This window comes from Leptolinea tardivitalis (assembly GCF_001050275.1).
In the GTDB taxonomy this organism is placed as follows: Bacteria; Chloroflexota; Anaerolineae; order Anaerolineales; family Anaerolineaceae; genus Leptolinea; species Leptolinea tardivitalis.
Genome location: NZ_BBYA01000012.1, coordinates 55049 through 75252 on the forward strand (window position 1 = coordinate 55049; position 20204 = coordinate 75252).

The window sequence follows — 20204 nt, forward strand, 5'->3', positions numbered from 1 at the left end:
TAAACCATAATACCGGTGTAAAAAACTCATTCTGCGTGTTTGCACAGAACGGTTCGTACAGTGGATTGGAATAGAATGTAATAATCCATCCAGACAGACCAGTTGCGGATGTAATATTCGTCAAGGTGTATGCGGGTTGCTGCGGTCAGTCTCTGACTGCCCGTACAATCCGCCAGACTGTTGATGCCAGGCAGGACTTCTTTATAAAGATTATGGTACTCCTTTAAGATAGATGAATCAACGGTCAAATAGCCTGGTCCGGTCAGACTCATTTCGCCTTTGGCAACATTCCACCATTGTGGCAGGGTCACGAGCCTGGAGCGGAGTAAAAACCTGCCCAGGCGTGTGGAGGGTGGCGTATTCTCCGGTGGATTGCTGGTAGCCTGCCTTGAAAATCGCGCGGAGGTTTCCATATCTGTATCCGGCAGATTATCGGACCGGTCAACCAGAGACGTCCGGAACAATCGGATTTTTATCATTTTTCCGTTACGCCCGATGATGGAGCGGGAGCGGAAAATGCCGCGCGGAGATTCCAGCTTCAAAAGCAGGCAAAGGATAAGGAAAACGGGGATGAATACAGGAAGGGTGAGCAGGAGTATCAAAAGATCACCCAGCCGTTTGACTGTTTTTCCCCAGAGACCCAGAAGATTCTGACCAATTTCATACCCGAGCATCTCGCCAATATTGTATGGCCGCAGCCACAGGCTTTTAATCTGGTTTGCCTGAGAGACGATCACCAGATGCCGGAAACGCAACCTCTTTTCCAATTGAATCATCGTGACGAATTCTTCATTGATCTCACCGGTCACCAGAATGGCTATCGGGACGGCTTTGAATAGCTCGACCATCTCGGGATGTTCCAATAAATCGGCGGATCGAATCAGGGGAACCCGGGGTGATTCATTGCGGTCATACATCCGCCGGTCGACAACAATAACAGGAAAGAGCCCGGAGGTGGAATTTTGGATGAGGTAATCAGCAATTTCATACCCGGCGGGTCCGTACCCGAATATCACCACCGGGATATTCCACAGGGAACTACCGGAAAAGATCCGTCGGGTAATTTCGCGCCCGAAAGGAATAAGTATGACAGAAAATACCCAGCCAGAAATCAAAAAAAGTAGAAATCTTTCATCTTTCATTACCGTTAAGTTGAAGTAAAACGCTATCAATAGAAAAAAGAACAGGATTCCAAGAGTGATTCGCTGCAATTCCTGAATGGGGGAAATGTCTATAGAATATGCCCCGGCTATCCATAAGATGAAAATGAAGAGAACTACCAATGACACAACCATTGGAAGATCCATCGGGATGGAATAGTGGGAGAAATAATAAGAAAACAGACAGGCGCACCCGACAGCAAGAATCAGCTGCCAGGCATCCGAAAAGGACAGGAATACATAGCGAAAAATAAACGGATTCTGATCCCAGAAGTGTTTCCGAAGGTCAGGATAGGTTGAATGGTACAGCGTCTTTTCAGGTATCTTGTGCATATACCGGATCCTTGCGAGCAATGCCCATCAGATAAGACAGGCCTGGAAGGGGATGCTGTACATCGTGTGAGAGTGAATATCAGACCAACGATGATTGATACGGTTGGTCAATGAAAAAAAGGATGTAGTTATTGCAGAAAATTATCAAAAGCAAAAACGTTAAGGAAGCAATAATGATGTAAGACTATTATACATACTCCAATGACATTGTGGATGCTTGTCATTCGATTCGGCGACTAATTGCATTGTGAGTCATCCTGTTTTGTGGTAGAGTAGTATATGAACCTTTATATACCTCTTACCTGGAGGAAATCCTAATGGCAGAAGATGACAAACGAATACGTGATTTGCGATTGATGGCCAATACCATTCGGGTGGATATTGTGACCACAGCGCGCGACTGCGCCGAGGGTGTTCATGCCGGGGGAAGTTTATCGCTGGCAGAAGTCTTATCGGTATTATTTTTCTCTGAATTAAAAGTAAACCCAAAAGATCCAAAGGATCCCAACCGCGACCGGCTGGTTCTCAGCAAAGGGCATGCCAATATCGGTTTATCGTCAGCCATGGCGCACCGGGGATTCTTTTCAGTGGATGAATTGAAACGGTTTGACCAGTTGGGCGCTCCGTTGAGCATGCATGTAGACATGCATCGCATGCCGGGCGTGGAGATCAGTTCCGGTTCACTCGGGCACGGGCTCCCTGTGGCTGTGGGTATGGCACTGGCGGGTAAACTGGACAAAGCCCCCTGGCGGGTTTTTGCTATCGTTTCCGATGGCGAGATCATGGAAGGCTCCTGCTGGGAAGCCATGATGGCGGCCGCCCATTACAAGTTGAACAATCTGACCATGGTAATGGACCGCAACCGTTTCTGCCTCGATGGGCCTACCGAAACTATCATGAGCCTGGAACCATTTGAAGATAAATTGCGCGCCTTTGGTTGGCGGGTGATTTCTGTTGATGGGCATGATGTAGTCGCCCTGCTTAAAGCCTTTGCCGATAAAGCACCCGGTGACGACCGTCCGCGCGTGATTGTGTGCAATACGGTAAAAGGAAAGGGTGTCTCCTTCCTCGAAAATACGGCTGGTGCCCATTTCACCCAGTTGAAGCCAGATAAAGCTGCCATCGCTCTTGAAGAGCTGGCTGCTGCCCGTGCGGCGATAAAATAACGGAGGAACCCATGATCGATACTGAAAAACTTATTGGTATTTCCAGCCGTGACGCCTTTGGTTTGACTCTGGCTGACCTGGCTCAAAATGACCCGCGCATTGTGGCATTGACGGCCGACCTGGCCGCATCTGTGCGTCTGGCAGATATGATCAAAATTGCCCCTGAACGGGTCTTCAACTTTGGTATTGCCGAACAAGATATGATGGGCGCGGCAGCCGGTCTGGCACTTTCGGGCAAAATCCCCTTTGTGACCACCTTTGCCGTGTTCGCCTCGCTGCGGGCAGCCGAACAGGCTCGCACCGATATTGCCTACAACAGCCTGCCGGTGCGCATTTGCGCCAGTCACGGTGGGTTTGGTCTGGCGGTCGGTGGTGCCACCCACCATGCATTGGAAGATATAGCCATCTACAGGAACATGCCAGGGATGACGGTCATCGTTCCGGCTGACGGAGTGGAAGCCTCGGCAGCCGTCCGCGCTGTGATGGACCTGCCCGGCCCTTCGTATATTCGCCTGAGCCGCCCGACAGAACCCACTGTTTACACCACATATGAACCATTCGCCATTGGGAAAGCCCGCCGTGTTACCACCGGTAAAGACCTGACGTTTATCGCCTATGGCGGTTCAGTGGGATACTCTCTTAACGCCGCTGAACTACTGAAGGCGGATGGCATTCACGCCGGGGTGGTGGATATGGCCACCATTAAACCGCTGGATATTGACGCCGTGTTGGAAGCTGCGAAGAATTCTTCTGCCATCATGACGGTTGAAGAGCATAATATCATCGGCGGACTGGGCACGGCTGTGGCCGAAGTTCTGGCGGAGGCGGGTGTCGCCATTCCCTTCAAACGGCATGGCATCTACGATCACTTCACCACGGCAGCACCGTACCCCGAGCTGCTGGCGCTCTACAAGATGGATGCGAATGGAATTGCCGGCACAGCCCGTGAGTTCCTGAAAAAGCACTGATCCAGCCGGCGAAGTTTTTCCATCAGACATCAACAATTCACAACTCCCTGATTTAATTCGGGGAGTTGCTTTTTTTTCCAATAGATCATCGGATACAATACAAGCACCTTGCCTGTGGATAACGCTTTGAAGAAACAGTATTTGTACCCGTTCTGACAGTATTAAGGAGCCGCCTGTGTTTGAAGTCATTGCTTTTGATGCTGATGATACCCTGTGGGAAAACGAAGCGTATTACCGATCAGGCCGCGAGACCTTCCATCAGATTCTGGCATCGTATCCGTTGCCGGCCGATCTGGATGACCGCCTCGATGCCACAGAAAACCGCAACATCCCATATTTCGGATATGGCGTGACCAGTTTTGTCTTTTCTCTGATTGAAACGGCCATTTCGGTTACAGAACAAACTGTCTCTGCGGCGGATATCCAGCGGATCTTAGACATTGCCAAAAATATGCTGGATGCCCGGGTTGATCTGTTTGACCATGTGGAACCCACTCTGCGGCATTTATCTGAATCCTATCCGTTAATGCTCATCACCAAAGGCGATCTGATGCACCAGCAGAACAAACTGACGCGTTCTGGCCTGAGCGGATATTTCAAACATGTGGAGGTGGTGGCAGATAAAACCCCGGAGGTATATCGTGCCATCTTTGAACGGCATCATCTTACCCCGGACCGCTTTCTGATGATCGGAAATTCCATGCGATCTGATATTCTGCCGGTGTTGGAATTAGGCGGGCATGCCATTTACGTCCCCAGCAAATTGATCTGGGTACATGAACACCGCGATCTTCCTGAAGGCCTGTCAGACCGATTTGTGGAACTTGAACACCTTGGACAGGTGGAGGAATGGATCCGGCAGAACGGCCGGTAATCTGGTTAATAACGAAAAAGAAAATCACATCCTCCAGACCCACTTTCTGGTTTTGGAGGAAAATCAGGATGGGGGTTCTCGAATTTCCAGATAAATATAAAAAAATACTCTTGAAATCCTGTTGACCGCATAATTTGGTGATAAACTTGGCCGGATGTTCCGGTTTTGATCGGGAAAACTTCGAGAAATGCCCTATCCGTGTTCAGCGGGGTGCCCCACTACAGACGGACAGGCAGATCTCGCTAATGGAAGATGCAGAAAAATACTGAAATTGGCCGGTCAATTGATTCGATGTTCAATTGATTTCTGTAAAGATGCGTGTTTTTGCACGGCTGATGGGAAAAATACGATTCATATTACACAACATATCACGAGCCAATGACAAATTGGCTTATTAACCATGGGAAGAGACATGACTAAACGAACTTTGATTCAAATGTACAGGGAGGAATTCACCGGATATACATTACACAAGTTCCGGCAAGACCTCCTGGCCGGGCTGACGGTGGCTGCCGTAGCCCTGCCGCTTGCGCTGGCTTTCGGAGTGGTTTCCGGAGCCACGGCATCTGCCGGGATGGTTACGGCCATCCTTTCTGGCCTGATCATCGGCGGGCTTTCCGGCGCTCCGTACCAGATTTCAGGTCCCACCGGCGCCATGAGCGCTGTTCTGATTGTGCTGGCCCAGAAGTACGGCCTTCCCGGCGTTTGGGTGGCGGGTGTCATGGCTGGTATTGCCCTGCTCATCATCGGTTTGCTGCGGCTGGGGCGCTTCATTGCCTACATCCCGGCGCCGGTCATCACCGGATTCACCTCCGGTATAGCTGCCATTATCGCCATCGGACAGATTGATAACCTGCTGGGGGTCAAGACGGCCGCCAGCGATTCATCGGCGGTTAAGCTGCTGGGGTATTTCAAAGGCGGGTATATGCCCGATTGGCATACCCTGGTGATCAGTGCTGTGGTGATGGTTGTGATGGTTGCCTGGCCAAAAAAATGGAACGCACATTTCCCGTCATCACTGGTGGGAATCATAGCCGCCACCGGATTGAATGCCCTGGTCAACTGGCCGGTAGCGGTGATCGGTGCGATCCCGCAATCTCTGCTTCTGGAAGACCGCCTGACATTTCAGACGATTCCCTGGGGTCATCTTCAGGAATTCATCGGCTCGGCGCTGACGATTACCGCCCTGGGTGCCGTTGAAAGCCTGTTATGCGGGGCTGTAGCCAGCAATATGACGGGTATCCGCTTGCAGGCCAACCAGGAATTGATCGCTCAGGGGGTGGGCAATCTGATCATTCCCTTCTTTGGCGGTGTTCCTGCCACGGCTGCCATTGCCCGCAGCAGTGTGGGCATCAAATCGGGCGGCAAGACGCGCATGGTCAGTCTGGTACATGCCCTGGTGTTAATGGCTTCCATGTTCTTCCTGGCACCGGTAATGTCGCGCATACCGCTGGCCGCCCTGGCCGGCGTACTGGTGGTGACAGCCTGGCGGATGAACGAGTGGGAAGCCATCCGATATATTTTCCGCAATCGATTCAAAACAGCTATCATTACGTTTCTTGTCACTTTGCTGGCAACCGTGGCGCTTGACCTGACCCAGGCCATTATGATGGGCGCTTTGCTTTCAGCCATGATCTTTCTTAATGACAGTGCCAGCATGGATATTCAAATCCAGGAAGTTGACCCCGGCAAACTCCGTGCGCGCGGGATTGAAAATGCCGGTCATTGCCGGCACGTCCGCGTAGCTTACCTGACCGGTCCGCTCTTTTTTGCGGCAACAGGGAATTTTAATGAAGCCTTTGCCAACATCACAGATACCCATGTCCTTATCCTTTCAATGCGGGGTGTTCCATTAATTGACACTTCAGGAATGCAGGCATTGAACACATTGCACCAGACTTTAAGAAAAGCCGGGATTGTGTTGATGCTTGCCAGTGTACAGCCCGCCGTACATAAGATGTTGATTCGCGGCGGTCTTGAAGACCAGATCGGCGCGGAAAATATCTTCTGGTCGGCAGACCAGGCTATTGTCGATGCGGAAAAACGCGGCTGTATGTATTGTGCCGCTTGAAAATCTACAGATTGCAGAGACTATGCGGGCTGCCGGGGTCATTTGGCAGCCCGCTTTGCTGTGTAAACGGATGCTTTCCGGTAAAATGGGAACAGATTTCTGTTGGGATGTGAATTGTAGATGAACAGCGCTTTTCTGGCTTTGGAGCGGTATCTACTCAACCTGCCCCTGTCAAAAGAGGCGGTGGAGAGTGTGCTGAATTGTTTTTCGATCAAAGTCCTGGCGCGGAACGCGTATTTTGCCCGATCGGGGGAGATCAAAGACCGCCTGGGGTTCGTGGTCAACGGGCTGTTTGCCATGCAGGTTGAGAGGCCGGGGCTTCCCGCCTATATCAAAGATTTTCTGAAGGAAGGCGATTTTCTGCTGGCCACATTTGACCCGCAATCCGAGAATCTGGTGACCATTCAGGCGCTGCAGGAGTCACGGATTCTGGAAGCCCGTTATTCAGACATCCAGATGTTAAACGAGCGCTTTCCGGAATTCCATTTTCTGGCAGAGCGGGGGATGCAGCATCGGTATCAGGCTATATGCGACCGATTGGAAGAAATGTCAACACTGGATGCCCGCGGACGGTACAGCCTGTTTCAATCCACATTTGGAGACCTGGAAGAAAACATCCCGCAATATCTGGTGGCGTCTTATATCGGGGTGACTCCCACCCAGTTAAGCCGCATCCGCAATTCTCCGGAGAAATCTGTCAAAATGTCTCAACAAATGTAAATGACAGTTTTTCAACCCTCCCGTATAGTTGGCGAAAAACGTGGAGGGATGAAATATGTCAGACCAGAAAACCGGTGAAGATGGATTGAAGCAGGCATTGAAGGCAGTGCACGGCATGTATATCGGGCAGCAAATTTCGCTGCTGAATGCCCTGAAGGCAGAATTTGGTCCGCGCGTGGTTGAGGTGGTTCGTCAGGCTGGCAGCCGGGATGTTTGCGCGGTGTATCATGAACTGGCAGAAAAAAGCGGAAAACGTTCCATAGATGACCTCGTGGATGCATTATGGGAACCATTGAGACAAAAGGGATATGTTTTCACCCGTGAAAACACAGGGACGGGAATTCAGATGCATTGCACAGCCTGTCCATTTGCCGCCATGTATAAAGCGATGGGCGGTACAGAATGGGGATACGCGCTCTATTGTGCGGCCGATGCCGATTTAACGGCGGCGTTTAATCCGCAGATTGGTTTTAAACGTACAAAGACATTAATGGAAGGCAGCGATTGTTGCGATCATTTTTATTTTGACAGGGAATAAGCCATCTCCATTTTGTCGAAATAGAAGGGAGTGTTTTTCTCACACCCTGCGCAGGGTAGAAGCAGGCGGGAGGTTCTCATGGATGGGAACGGGTCAATGATTTCGCCTGCTTCTACCGGAGGCATGTGAGGGCAGGGGGCCGGTGGAAGCAACCGGAGACGAGGTGCCTTTGATTGAACGAGGTTTCGTCCGGTTGCTTCTGCCCTGCAAGGTGTATTTTGTTCGGGCTTAAACCCGTGTGGTTGTAAAGGTTTTTCCGTCTTCTTTGCAGATTCGTTTGATCATATTGCGACCTGACATGCCCGCCGTGGGTAAACCGCCGCCCGGTTCAACCCACTGACCGACCATGTAAAAATTCTTCAACCCCGGCAGGGTATGTGCCAGACCACCGGAGATAGATTTATTCATGTTCTTCGTCGTGATCCGCCAGCCTTCGAACGATCCCTGCCAGTTGCCGGTATACCGCTCGGTTGTCAGCGGGGTAGCCACGTCCACCATTTCCACGTCTTTCTCAAAGCCGGGAATGATCTTTTCGATGGTCGAAATGACCGTCAGGGCGGCCTGTTTCTTTTCGGCGTCATATCGTTCGGGATCTTCCGCCAGTTTTTTCCAGTAGTCGTACGTGGAGCTAAACATAGACATCACCACCGACTTCCCTTTCGGGGCGAGCGTCGGGTCATACCCATAGTGTTTCACCTGGATGTATGTCTCCTCATTGCCGGCAATGGTGATGGGTGTTTTCAGTGAATGAATGGCCGTATGAGGCTGGTCTGAGAGGTCGCGGTTCACACCCAGTGTGACCATCACCAGCGGTTCAAAGATCTCACTCTTCCTATAATATTCCTGCAATTCGGGTTCAAGGAATTTGCCGTCGAGCATTTTATAAATGGTGTTGAAACCGTCAGCCGCCGAGATGACCCGGTCTGCTCGGAACTCTTGCCCATCCGTCAGGCGGATGCCTGCAGCCTGACCATCTTCCACCAGAATTTTTTCTACCCGGGCGTTATAAAGAATCTCTCCGCCCAGGTCTTTATACCGTTTTTCGATGGATTTGGAGAAAGCCAGACTTCCACCAATCGGATAACCGGCATCTTTCTGATTCATCCATCCCAGGGTAAAGATGAGCCCCATCATGGGAAAGTCAGGCATATCAAAGAATGTCTGCCAGGCTTCTTTAAGGAAGGGATCCTTCAACTTTGCGGCAAAATCTGCCACAGACATTTTGCCGAATTTCATATAGATGGTCATCATGGAAATCGTTTTTTTCAGGCTGCCCGGTCCGGAATCTGGTGACATATCCAGCGCGCTCACTTTGCGGATGACAGAGCAGAGCTCTTTGATCACCTTTACATCCACCGGCGAAAGCTCGAGCATGTGTTTTTCCAGGCGGTCGATATCGTTATACAGGTGGAATGCCTTGCCGTCAGAATCGTAAAATGACATGAATTCTTCGTGGTTTACGATTTCAACATCTTTCAATGCACCCAATTCTTCCCACATCACATGGGAACTGGATTTTGGATTGGTACCGACCAACCAGTGGATGCACCCATCAATGGTGAATCCTTTGCGTTGCCAGGAGGTGCACAGGCCGCCGGGCAGGGAATGCATTTCAAAAATACGGGTTTTATAGCCGTTCATCTGGCCGTAAACGCCGGCCGCCAGTCCTGCGATTCCACCGCCAATAATAATGATCGAATTGTCTGCCATGATTAATCCTTTACTCTCAAATTTGTCACGATCTATCCAATGACATGGATAGTATTGCACAAAAAAGAATTAGCTATTGTGCTTTCTGGCAAAGATACGATCAAGTTAGACTGCGTAATCTAAATATCAGGCAATCATTATTACTACCTATGGAAAGAGTACGTTGGGGGTTAAAACCATACCAGGTCATTATCAAGACGGTTTGTGCAAGATGATTTCCTATAGCGGGATGGAGGTGTATAAATCCATCCCGCGGGTCCGTCTTTGGCATTTCCAGTCATGAACAACACTGGCAGAACAACCGGTGCTGTTGTTCTCTATTTCTATCCGTTATCTTGACCCTGATCCAATACCTGGTTCAGGTGCATATTCATATGACGCAAATAATCGGTGATGACAAAGTCCAGGGTGACCGGCTCGTCGCGGCCGATACCACATAGATTTTGCAGGCATTCTTCCGGCAGCCGTTCCATTACGGCGCACAGATGCCGGTTGGTCATCACCCACATTTCAATGATCTCGTGCCAGTCTCGTTCGTTGTACCCCTGAATGGCTACCCAGTCATCCTGCCGGTAGGGCGGGAAATCTCTGGCTGCATTGTATGAACCACGCACCAGCCGCTGGATGTTATTCATAGCCGAATCGATCAGGTGACCGAGGATTTCCTGTTTTGACCATTCAGAGGGCGCCGGTTTTATCCGGGCGGTTTCAGGTGGAATAGACAGCAGGCAGGGGCGGGCGAGAGCAACGGTTTGAAGAATCCGGTCGGGGATGGTTGTCATGGCAGGTATCCTTGAAAGAAATTTTATTAAGCATACCGCGAAGTGATGAAATTAATGGCTTTTTCCCCTCTTTTTCTCTTCTGCGGGTTCTCAACAGACGAAATAATTATTCAACGCATATTGCGTATAGTGTAACATCCTCTAAAACGCTAATTCGTTTCAGGGGAGTGAAAACCAGTCTATTTTAACCAGATAGAAACAGATGGTGAAGTGGAAATCCGATCAATAGAATCCAATCCGATGATCGGTCTCTTTTTTAATATGAAAAACCGGTTCGTATTCTGGAATTGATTTGCCCCAGGCGGCTACCTGGTTATTGCCGCGTTTCCTGGCCTGGTAGAGGGCATGATCGCCATTATTAATAAATTCTTCCAACGACCGGACGGAGGGGTCCAAACCGACCACCCCCAGACTGATGGTAACGGGCAGTGGGACGGAATCGACCTCAAATGGGAAATCGGCGATCCGCAGGCGCAGGCGTTCAGCGAGTGACTGGGCATACCTGAGGGTGGTTTCAGGCAGCAGGATGAGCAATTCTTCACCACCCATCCGCACCCGGATGTCTGAGTCGCGCAGTTCTTTATTGAAAATCCGTGATATTTCCATCAATACCCGGTCGCCGGTGTGAGCGCCGTGCATCTTGTTCAGGTTGTTGAAATCATCAATACCCACCAGAATGGCGCTCAGGGGGCGGTTGTAACGTTTTGAGCGCTTAAATTCCGCTTCGGCAATTTCAAAGAAATATCTGCGGCTCGAAAGGCCGGTCATACCATCTGCAGATGTGGATTGTTGAAGCAGACGTTCATCTTCCACCAGTTTCTGCCGCGAGCGGATATTCGAAATCACCACTCCGGTATAAACAGACAACCTGTGCCCGATTTCCAGAATCTCTAGATCGGATGCAGGCACGCCGCCGGTTTGGATGGCCAGAACACCCATGAGATCGTCTTCGTTGGCAATGGCAAAGACCGGGTTGTCCGTGAGGTCTGATGGACGTTTTCCCGTCAGTATGTCACGGGCTTGCTGGATCAACACCTGGGAAACCTCCGGCGGCACACGCGGGTTGACAGAAAGGATCAGGTCACCCATCAGGGAAATATAGGTGGTTTTATTCGTCTGGAAGACGGTGGAAAAAATCTTGTTAATTATCTGTATAGCTTCTGTTTCTGTCTTACAGTGAGCCAATTGAGCCAATGTATCGAATACCTGTGCATAGTATTCAGAAGGTTGTTTCAATATTAATTTTGAATTATGTCTTGGATTTACTTGTGTTTGCATAAGACTCTCCAATCCTGGTGTTTTCTTCCTAATGATAAGGAATTTCAGTCCGGCACATCCGGCAAAATCGGCATTGGCATCATCTCCAGAGGCCGATACAACCCCTTCTTTCCAATGAGACATTCCTGCAGCATTAAAGAAAAGAAGGCAGCCCGGATAACTCCGGGGAGGATAAAATTCGGATACCTGTAAGATGAGCGGAAAACCCTGCAAAACCCAATAAACCGGAAAACGGAAACTGTGACTGCCTGCAATTGACCCAATACGTACTCACGCCCCTGAAAATTCGTGATCGGGTGAATAAAAGATCCCTGGCAGACCATTTTACCGATACCTCCGATAATCGCTGTCGGGAAAGATTAAGAATTAACTATAGAATAGTGCTTTTTCGGGAAAAAAATATTAAGAAAATGCTTATTTTGCCTCAAAAATGCCAAAAAATGGGACAAAAATGTAAGCTGCTACGGGGAATTACAGGTAAGGACTTACAATTTTGAAGCGCATGGATAATCTACTACCCGCGACCGACTGAAAAACAAGCCAATACCTACTGAAATTGATAAAAATATACCAGATGAGTGCCTTTAACCAACCTGGATTCAAATTTGAGACGACAGAAAAATAGGGATTTTCTTATGACCGCCCTGCGATTTCCGTCAACCTCATAAGAATCCGTTCCGCCTCTGCCTGTTCATCCGATGACAGGGTTTCCGCCAGTTCATGCACCCATTTTTCATGGAGTCTGATGCATCCCTGTACCATTTCTTCCCCCTGCCTGGTCAGATGGACCAACCGGATGCGTCGGTCACCGGGGACTTCGTTGCGGGTGACCAACCCCTGCTGTACCATGCGTTCCACCATTTGACTGGCACCGGCCGGTGTCATTTGCATCAGATCAGATACACCGCTGACTTCACAGGCTCCGCGGTAATGGATATGCAGCATCAAATTCATCTGACCGAAAGACAGGCCGGATGTACGGGTGAACTGATTGATGTCATGCATCCATAACCGGGTAATAATAGCTGTCCAATCCATAATGGCTGATTCAATCGAGTTCATATCTTTTTCTAATACACCATTCTCTTGACAGGATTCCATAGACAGATTATATATAACATTACTTAACTATTCAAGATTGTTAACTAAATTTGGTCTTTGCAGGTAATGAAATGAAATCGGAACAACAAAAAACATCCAAGATAATTCTGGCGGCATCACTGGTTATTGTAATGCTCGGATTTGGTATTGCCATCCCTTTGATGCCTTTCTATATCATCCATTTTAAAGCATCGGGAAGCGCACTGGGCTTGATGATGTCGCTCTATTCATTGATGCAATTTCTGTTTGCACCTATGTGGGGCCGCCTTTCTGACCGGATCGGCCGCAAACCGGTCATCTTGATCGGTATCGGCGGATATTTTCTGGCCTTCATTCTGCAGGGTCTTTCACAAAACCTGTTCGAGTTTACGTTTTCCCGAACTCTGGCGGGAATCCTCTCATCGGCTACACTGCCTACGGCAATGGCTTATGTGGCAGATATCACTCCCCTGGAAGATCGGTCCAAAGGGGTTGGGCTTATGGGAGCCGCCATGGGAATTGGCATGATTTTCGGTCCCATGCTGGGCGGCCTATTGACCGGACTTGCTCTTCCGATGCCGGAATGGATTCGTCCATTGTTGCAGGTCACCACCGATGTTTCAACCGGAAAATTGATCAACCTTTCCATTCCTTTTTTTGCCAGTGCGCTGCTGGCTCTGCTGGCTGTTCCCTTCATTATGGTTTTTCTGCCAGAATCACTACCTCCACAGAATCGAAAACATGAGAAGGTTGACCGGCGTACATCACGGTTGACTTTGCTTTTTGCCGGCTTGAAAGGACCTTCCGGTTTTTTGCTTGCCCTGGCTTTTCTGTTGGCTTTTGCTCTGGCTAATATGGAATCTGTGTTGGCATTGTACGGTGGTCAACATTTTTCCATGGGGCCGTCTGAAATCGGACTGCTCATGGGTGGACTGGGGATCATATCCGTCATCGAGCAGGGCGCGGCCATTGGACCGCTCACGCGGAAGTTCGGGGAAATCCGAATCATCCAGGGCGGCTTGCTGGTCAGCGTGATCGGTTTTCTCGGTATGGCGCTGCTTAAATTCAAAGCTGGTCTGGTCATCAGTTCGCTGGTGTTCAATATGGGGAATGTATTACTGGCACCTTCGGTTACATCGCTGGTTTCCAAACGGGCAAAGTCAGGGCAGGGTGAGGCGATGGGATTGAATAATTCCTTTCAGGCGCTCGGTAGGGGCATTGGACCTTTATGGGCTGGCTTTGCCTATGATCTTTATTCAACACTGTCCTTCTGGTCTGGAGCCCTGATCCAACTTGTCGCCCTTATTTTGACTTTGAAATTTTTCACCGATTCTTTTTCAGAGCGTATTCCGAACTCTGTTCAGGTTGTTGGAGAGGATTAGTAGAAAGGAATTGTCATGGGTAGTCTGGATGGAAAAGTTGCCGTAATCACTGGAAGCACCCGCGGGCTTGGTCTGGCCATTGCCCGGGCGTATGCCGCCGAAGGAGCATTTGTGTTCATTTCCTCCCGGTCTGCAGACAGCGTTAAACAGACAGTCGAATCGATGAATGCGGAAGGGTGGAAGGCTGCCGGTCTGGCTGTGGATGTGGCTGACCTTCGCCAGGTGCAATTGTTGGCAGATCGCGCCATTCAAACCTGCGGTCATATTGATATCTGGGTTAATAATGCCGGTACCACCGGTCCATATGGACCGACAGTTCAGATGGATCCATCTGTCTTTGCGGGTGTAGTTCAGACGAATATCATGGGGACGTATCACGGCTCGATAACGGCCATGCATATCTTCCGCCGGCAGGGATCGGGCAAGTTGATCAATATGCTGGGGATGGGATATAACAAACCGGCCCCCTGGCAGAACGTGTACGGTTCAAGTAAGGTGTGGATACGGCATTTCACCAAAGCACTGGCGGAAGAAAACAAAGACTGCCCGGGTGTGGGTGTATTTGCCCTTAACCCAGGGATGGTTCTGACCGACCTGCTTATTCATAATGATGTTATTGCCGGTTCGGAAGATCGTTTGAAAGCCTTTCCCACTGTGGTGCGGATGTGGGCGAAACCGGGAGAAGTGCCCGCTCGCAAGGCGGTCTGGCTGGCATCATCGGCTACTGATGGAAAAACCGGTCTGGAAGCCAATGTCTTTACAACCTCCGTCATGCTGATGGGCTTGTTGCGGGAAGGCCTGCATAAACTGACTGGAAACAAGGCAGATGATTCCGGCGTCAAGATGAAGTCGGTTGCCCCCTGGAAACCTGGATCGGAGAATTGAGAAATGTCGGAAGAATTACGTACTGTTGTAGAAATTACGTTTAATATTTCATACCTGCTGGTTATCTGGACGCTGGTGGTTTTAATGCTGCAGAAGTTTAATGGTACAGAGCGGGCAGACCGGCCCGTGATACAACGCATGATTATCATGTTTGCCCTGCTGGCTCTGGGCGATACCGGTCATGTTGGTTTCCGGGTGATCGCTTACCTGCGCGGTGGGCTCGAAGCAAATGCCGGACTGGTGGGTCTGGGTTCGTTGAGCACAGCCATCACAGTGACCTTCTTCTACATGATCCTGGTGGATGTCTGGCGTATACGGTTCGGGAAGAAAATGGACGCCTTTGGCTGGTCACTGATCGCCGCTGGAGTAATCCGTCTGATTGTTTTGTTCTTTCCACAAAACCAGTGGGAGGCTCTGGTGCCGCCTTATAACTGGAGCCTGCTCAGGAATGCGTTTCTCGTCTATCAGGGTGTGGGAATCATGTACCTGATCCTGCGGGATGCCCGCAAAAGCGGTGACAGGTCCTTTGAACGTATTGGCTGGATGATCGCCCTGTCGTATCTTTTCTATACACCGGTAATCCTGTGGTCTGCCCGTGTTCCATTACTGGGGATGTTGATGATCCCAAAAACCTGTGCCTATCTGGCGGCGGCTTTTATTGCCTACCGGATGGAAGTGGGGAAGAAGCAGACGGCGAGCCCGATTTTGTCTTAATGGCTTAAAGAGATGGAAATAACCCTTCATAGGGGCAAAGCATCCGGAATGAGACCTGTCTGAAGAGGTTTACTTTACTCCGGATACTTTGCCCTTACCTGCCTGTCATATTGTTTTTAAGGTTTAATTGGAACCAGTTTTGTTGGCACAATCAGAGTCAATTTGGGTTTGATGGGTTTGAGCGGCGCAGAAGGTGTTTCCCCTTCCTCCGGGAGTGCAACATTGATCAACACCCAGAAGGCATTACTTCCATTCGGCTGAATTCCAAAAACCGCACCGCCGGGAGCCCGCATCTTAAAATAGCCCTGATACGATCCAGGATTTTCCGGTGCCGTCAATGAGACGGACACATCCAGATTGCCGTTAGGTGGCACGCTGGCATTTGTTAATTTGGAGGCCGCCTGTGCCCCCATGGCATCGCCAGACAGGAACACAAGCCGGTAATCTGTGGTCCAGGTGCAGGTGCCGATATTCTTCAGGCGCCATACCTTTTTAAAAGCAGCTCCCGGCTCAAATGTGGTATTGTCTGGCACGGTAATATCGGCGACAAACCCCGCCAGATTCGTACAGCCGGATGGAGAGTTCGTTACGGTAACAGTCGGCTGGATGGTGGGTTTGCCTGCGGCCGGCGCCTTTTTCTCAATGACCAGACTCTTAATCATGGCGTCCAACGAAGCCAGACTGGGGGAGAAGGAATTCGGCTGTTCAGCATTCAACTGTTTCTGGATGTAATCAATATAGGCCGGGTAATTGGACTGGAACTGGCCATAATCTTCCTGCATACGGGCCAGGCCGTCGTCCCCTTCCAGGGCTGCATGGTTGACCGGCAGCACCGCACTGACGTAATAGGCGCCGTCATCCGTCAATCCCTGATACGTGTAAAAGAGCCGGCTGTTGTCGAACGGCCAGGGTTGTTCGCCGTACTGGGTAATGTACCGAATCCCGCTGCCGTTCTGGAATTTGACAGATTCCAGGTTGGCACGCATCAGCTGGACGGCCGGTTCGCCCAGCAGCATGGGCAGGTCACCGGCCGGGTTGGCCGTTAGTGAACTGAGCAATTGTTTCAATTTGTCTGCCTGCCGGTTGACGGATTCACCGCCCAGATCTTTAAGATCCTGCAGGGCGAAAACTGTAATCCGGGGTTTCAGTTGAGAAATGGCGGCATAATTCTGGAATTCAAACTGGTCCAATTTCGGGGTAATGGGGTTGTTGACATCCAGGTTCTTATCCAGTGTCGAACCGGTTACTTTGCTGGCTACGGAAGAGATGTAGTAAAAAGAGATATCGTCATATTGCATGAAATAGCGGGTGGGGGCTTCGACTGTGGGTGTGGGAGTGGGAGTGGAATCGGTCTGGTTCCTCTGGTCAGGATAACCCACAGGATGCCCATTCTCATACTCACCGGGCAGGTTGAAGCCGGAAAGCAGGCCTCCGATGATGGTTCCGATAAAGAGAATGGATAACACTTTTCTGGCTGAAGCCGTATTCATAATCGCCTCTCTCAATCAGTGAAATACCAGCTGCCTGATTCGTGGATATCACATCAGTTACCTGAAAATTCGCCTGTGAATAAAATCCCACTCATATACCGATAGTCCGGTCAGATTTCAGGATAACCTTTTCCATTGTACTATTTTCATCGAAACCGAACTAAACGGTTTGCTTAAATATTTTTACCGTTGCATTTTTATCGATAGGGTGGGTTGAACGCATTGATAGATATCCCGTCCATTCGAAATACTTTCACCCGGGCGGTTGTGCGGTCAACCCACCGTATTGAGTGAATAATGGTTTGGTGGGATCAAAAGCGATCCCACCCTATGTCTTAAAAATTCGACCGTTTTATACCTATCGATAGGGTGGGTTGAACGGTTTGACAGATATCCCGTCCATTCGGCATGTTCCTGCCAGGCAGGTAGTGCGGTCAACCCACCACACACTCGCGGAATACGATTAATGGACAAGGACATGTATGAATAATGGTTTGGTGGGATCAAAAGCGATCCCACCCCATGTTGTGCCCTAAAAATTTGACCGTTGCATTTTTATCGATAGGGTGGGTTGAACGCATTGACAGATCTCCTGTCCGTTCGAAATGCTCCTGCCCGGGCGGTTGTGCGGTCAACCCACCACACACTCGCGGAATACGATTAATGGACAAGGACATGTATGAATAATGGTTTGGTGGGATCAAAAGCGATCCCACCCCATGTTGTGCCCTAAAAATTTGACCGTTGCATTTTTATCGATAGGGTGAGTTGAACGGTTTGACGGATATCCCGTCTTTTTGAAATACTTTCACCCGGGCGGTTGTGCGGTCAACCCACCGGATTGCCGAGTGAACAATGGGGTAATGTGGGATCGAAAGCGATCCCATCCTATGTGTACTCTCCAGTCAAAATTTATGCATACAATTAATCATGCCTGAATACCGCCGCATTATGCAACCGGGAGGAACCTATTTCTTTACCGTCGTCACATATAACCGGCAACCGCTTTTTTTATCTCAACAATGCCGGGATATTCTTCATTCCGCCTGGGTGAATGTACAATCGTGTCATCCATTCGAAACCATTGCTTTATGTTTGCTGCCAGAGCATATTCATGTCATCTGGAAAATGCCCGAAGAAGATGCCGATTACCCGATGCGATGGAAAGAGATTAAACGGATTTTTACCAGAGAGTATTTGCGAGAAGTTGGTCCGGGGGGTGTACGAAACGAGTCACGCATTTTTCAGGGTGAAGCGGCTATCTGGCAGCGTCGGTATTGGGCTCATCTTATTCTTGATCAGGACGACCTGAACAATCATATCGATTACATCCATATCAATCCACTGAAACACAGATTGGTGCATCAGGTTTCAGAATGGCCGTGGTCAACATTTAATGGATATAGAAAAAAAGGAATATATTCGTCAGATTGGGGTGGCAAGGCTGATATACGATTAATGGACAAAGACCTGGGTGAATAATGGTTTGGTGGGATCAAAAGCGATCCCACCGTATGTCTTAAAAATTCGACCGTTTCATACCTATTGATAGGGTGGGTTGAACGGTTTGACAGATATCCCGTCTGTTCGGCATGTTCCTGCCAGGCTGGTTGTGCGGTCAACCCACCACACACTCGCGGAATACGATTAATGGACAAGTACCAGGGTGAATAATGGTTTGGTGGGATCAAAAGCGATCCCACCCTATGTCTTAAAAATTCGACCGTTTTATACCTATCGATAGGGTGGGTTGAACGGTTTGACGGATATCCCGTCTGTTCGGCATGTTCCTGCCAGGCTGGTTGTGCGGTCAACCCACCACACACTGCCGACATACGATTAATGGACAAGTACCTGGGTGAATAATGGTTTGGTGGGATCAAAAGCGATCCCACCCTATGTCTTAAAAATTCGACCGTTTCATCATATCGATAGGGTGGGTTGAACGGTTTGACGGATATCCCGTCTGTTCGGCATATTCCTGCCAGGCTGGTTGTGCGGTCAACCCACCACACACTCGCGGAATACGATTAATGGACAAGTACCAGGGTGAATAATGGTTTGGTGGGATCAAAAGCGATCCCACCCTATGTCTCTCTAAACCTGTCAGGTTGTTTTTCGATCTGATATTACCCCGTTATTCCCATCACAGACACCTGGTAATTGTGATCCAGGTGGACAGGGCTGGCTATTTCCACTCTGGCAGGGTCAAAAAACGCCTCACAGGAAGCCCCAGGACGCGTTTAAATCAACCGGGTGGTATAAAATGACCTGTGAATTTTGGTAAAAATCGATTTTACGATTTCAGCAATCCCGGTAAATCTGAAAGACTGTGAATTACAGGGTGATTCCGGCGGATGAGACGCATAAGGTAATACTCTGTTCTATCGCGGCATAATAATGCGGTGTGAATTCCCAGTTGACGGGCGCCGTCACAATTTTTGGGATTATCATCCACAAAAAGCGCTTCTTGCGGATTCACCCCCAGCGCATCAAGGGCGGCATGGTAAATAAACGGGTCCGGTTTGTTCACCCCGATTTGTGACGAGAGGATGAACGCCGAAAAATAATCGCGCATTCCGGCATGGGTGTAAACATCTTCCAGCGAAGGCCAGGCATCTGACACAATAGCCAGCTTATACGATTTTGCCAGGCGGGGGATCGTATCCAACGCGTCTGGAATGAACTCATATTTTTCCGGATTGTAGACGAGATCGCGGGCGATCCCTTCCACCTGTTCGTTGGTGGCCTTCAGGCGGGGAATGCTCATAAAGAAAATCCGGTAATACTCCATAAAAACGTTAAATTCTTCTTCTTTTGTCCGCACCAGCGGGTAGAACGTCAATTGTTCGGCTGCCTGGGCAAAGGCGGCATTCTTTTCAATATCGCGGATTTTCTCAAAATTATCCGGATGAATGAACTGGAAGAAATTCGGCGGTATGAACCAGTGACCGGTTGCCGGTCGGTTCATTACCCGGCCGGAATCAAGGAGAATGGCTTTAATATCTTGGATCATGGTTGACACACATTCTGATACAGCGGGTATGGTTACC

The 20204-nt window shown here is 49.6% G+C and carries 18 protein-coding genes; 10 read left to right on the top strand and 8 right to left on the bottom strand.

All coding sequences use genetic code 11. From position 1 onward, the window contains the following. Positions 1-26: 26 nt before the first annotated feature. A complete protein-coding gene (locus LTAR_RS14530) occupies positions 27-1493 on the bottom strand; it encodes a sugar transferase (RefSeq protein WP_062423000.1) in 1467 nt (488 codons plus the stop codon). Between the two features lie 317 nt (positions 1494-1810). Between LTAR_RS14530 and LTAR_RS14535 the strand changes: the two genes are divergently transcribed. From LTAR_RS14535 to LTAR_RS14560, 6 genes are all read left to right on the top strand, one after another. Beyond that, positions 1811-2659 carry a transketolase gene (locus LTAR_RS14535; protein ID WP_062423001.1) on the top strand — a complete coding sequence of 283 codons (849 nt, stop codon included), beginning with the start codon at positions 1811-1813 and terminating at the stop codon, positions 2657-2659. An 11-nt stretch (positions 2660-2670) separates the two neighbouring features. Beyond that, entirely contained in the window at positions 2671-3627 is a 957-nt protein-coding gene (locus tag LTAR_RS14540) for a transketolase family protein (RefSeq protein ID WP_062423002.1), read from the top strand. A gap of 175 nt (positions 3628-3802) precedes the next feature. Then, complete coding sequence (locus tag LTAR_RS14545) at positions 3803-4501, top strand: HAD family hydrolase (protein WP_062423003.1); 699 nt, start codon at positions 3803-3805, stop codon at positions 4499-4501. Between the two features lie 412 nt (positions 4502-4913). After that, positions 4914-6572, top strand: coding sequence for a SulP family inorganic anion transporter (locus LTAR_RS14550; protein ID WP_062423004.1), 1659 nt, complete (start codon positions 4914-4916; stop codon positions 6570-6572). 120 nt (positions 6573-6692) lie between these two features. Further along, complete coding sequence (locus LTAR_RS14555; RefSeq protein ID WP_062423005.1) at positions 6693-7292, top strand: Crp/Fnr family transcriptional regulator; 600 nt, start codon at positions 6693-6695, stop codon at positions 7290-7292. A 55-nt stretch (positions 7293-7347) separates the two neighbouring features. After that, positions 7348-7830, top strand: coding sequence for an L-2-amino-thiazoline-4-carboxylic acid hydrolase (locus tag LTAR_RS14560; RefSeq protein WP_062423006.1), 483 nt, complete (start codon positions 7348-7350; stop codon positions 7828-7830). Positions 7831-8058: 228 nt separating this feature from the next. Here the strand turns inward: LTAR_RS14560 and LTAR_RS14565 are convergent, their stop codons facing one another. The 4 genes from LTAR_RS14565 to LTAR_RS14585 form a co-directional block, all read right to left on the bottom strand. Then, complete coding sequence (locus tag LTAR_RS14565; RefSeq protein ID WP_062423007.1) at positions 8059-9540, bottom strand: phytoene desaturase family protein; 1482 nt, start codon at positions 9538-9540, stop codon at positions 8059-8061. Between the two features lie 323 nt (positions 9541-9863). Then, positions 9864-10322 (bottom strand): DinB family protein, encoded by a 459-nt coding sequence (locus tag LTAR_RS14570; protein ID WP_062423008.1) that lies wholly within the window; start codon positions 10320-10322, stop codon positions 9864-9866. Between the two features lie 222 nt (positions 10323-10544). After that, positions 10545-11600, bottom strand: coding sequence for a GGDEF domain-containing protein (locus LTAR_RS14575; protein WP_062423009.1), 1056 nt, complete (start codon positions 11598-11600; stop codon positions 10545-10547). Positions 11601-12233: 633 nt separating this feature from the next. Beyond that, positions 12234-12662 (bottom strand): MarR family winged helix-turn-helix transcriptional regulator, encoded by a 429-nt coding sequence (locus LTAR_RS14585; protein WP_158423451.1) that lies wholly within the window; start codon positions 12660-12662, stop codon positions 12234-12236. A gap of 110 nt (positions 12663-12772) precedes the next feature. On the opposite strand from LTAR_RS14585, the gene LTAR_RS14590 reads away from it, so the two are divergent. Genes LTAR_RS14590 through LTAR_RS14600 form a run of 3 tightly spaced genes read left to right on the top strand, consistent with a single transcriptional unit; the run spans position 12773 to position 15661 of the window. Next, entirely contained in the window at positions 12773-14062 is a 1290-nt protein-coding gene (locus LTAR_RS14590) for an MFS transporter (protein WP_062423012.1), read from the top strand. Positions 14063-14077: 15 nt separating this feature from the next. Then, on the top strand, positions 14078-14947 hold the full coding sequence (locus LTAR_RS14595) for an SDR family NAD(P)-dependent oxidoreductase (RefSeq protein WP_062423013.1): 870 nt from the start codon (positions 14078-14080) through the stop codon (positions 14945-14947). Positions 14948-14950: 3 nt separating this feature from the next. Continuing rightward, positions 14951-15661, top strand: coding sequence for a hypothetical protein (locus LTAR_RS14600; protein WP_062423014.1), 711 nt, complete (start codon positions 14951-14953; stop codon positions 15659-15661). Positions 15662-15777: 116 nt separating this feature from the next. Here LTAR_RS14600 and LTAR_RS14605 read toward each other — a convergent pair whose 3' ends face one another. Continuing rightward, positions 15778-17151: an NBR1-Ig-like domain-containing protein gene (locus tag LTAR_RS14605; protein ID WP_062423015.1), complete on the bottom strand. Its 1374-nt coding sequence runs from the start codon at positions 17149-17151 to the stop codon at positions 15778-15780. A gap of 752 nt (positions 17152-17903) precedes the next feature. Continuing rightward, positions 17904-18038, bottom strand: a complete 135-nt coding sequence (locus LTAR_RS17575; protein ID WP_269079275.1) for a hypothetical protein — start codon at positions 18036-18038, stop codon at positions 17904-17906. A 43-nt stretch (positions 18039-18081) separates the two neighbouring features. On the opposite strand from LTAR_RS17575, the gene LTAR_RS14610 reads away from it, so the two are divergent. Continuing rightward, on the top strand, positions 18082-18633 hold the full coding sequence (locus tag LTAR_RS14610; protein ID WP_062423016.1) for an REP-associated tyrosine transposase: 552 nt from the start codon (positions 18082-18084) through the stop codon (positions 18631-18633). 814 nt (positions 18634-19447) lie between these two features. Here LTAR_RS14610 and LTAR_RS14615 read toward each other — a convergent pair. Beyond that, the gene (locus tag LTAR_RS14615) at positions 19448-20167 is read right to left on the bottom strand and encodes an HAD family hydrolase (RefSeq protein ID WP_062423120.1); all 720 of its coding nucleotides are present in this window, start codon (positions 20165-20167) and stop codon (positions 19448-19450) included. Positions 20168-20204: the final 37 nt, after the last annotated feature.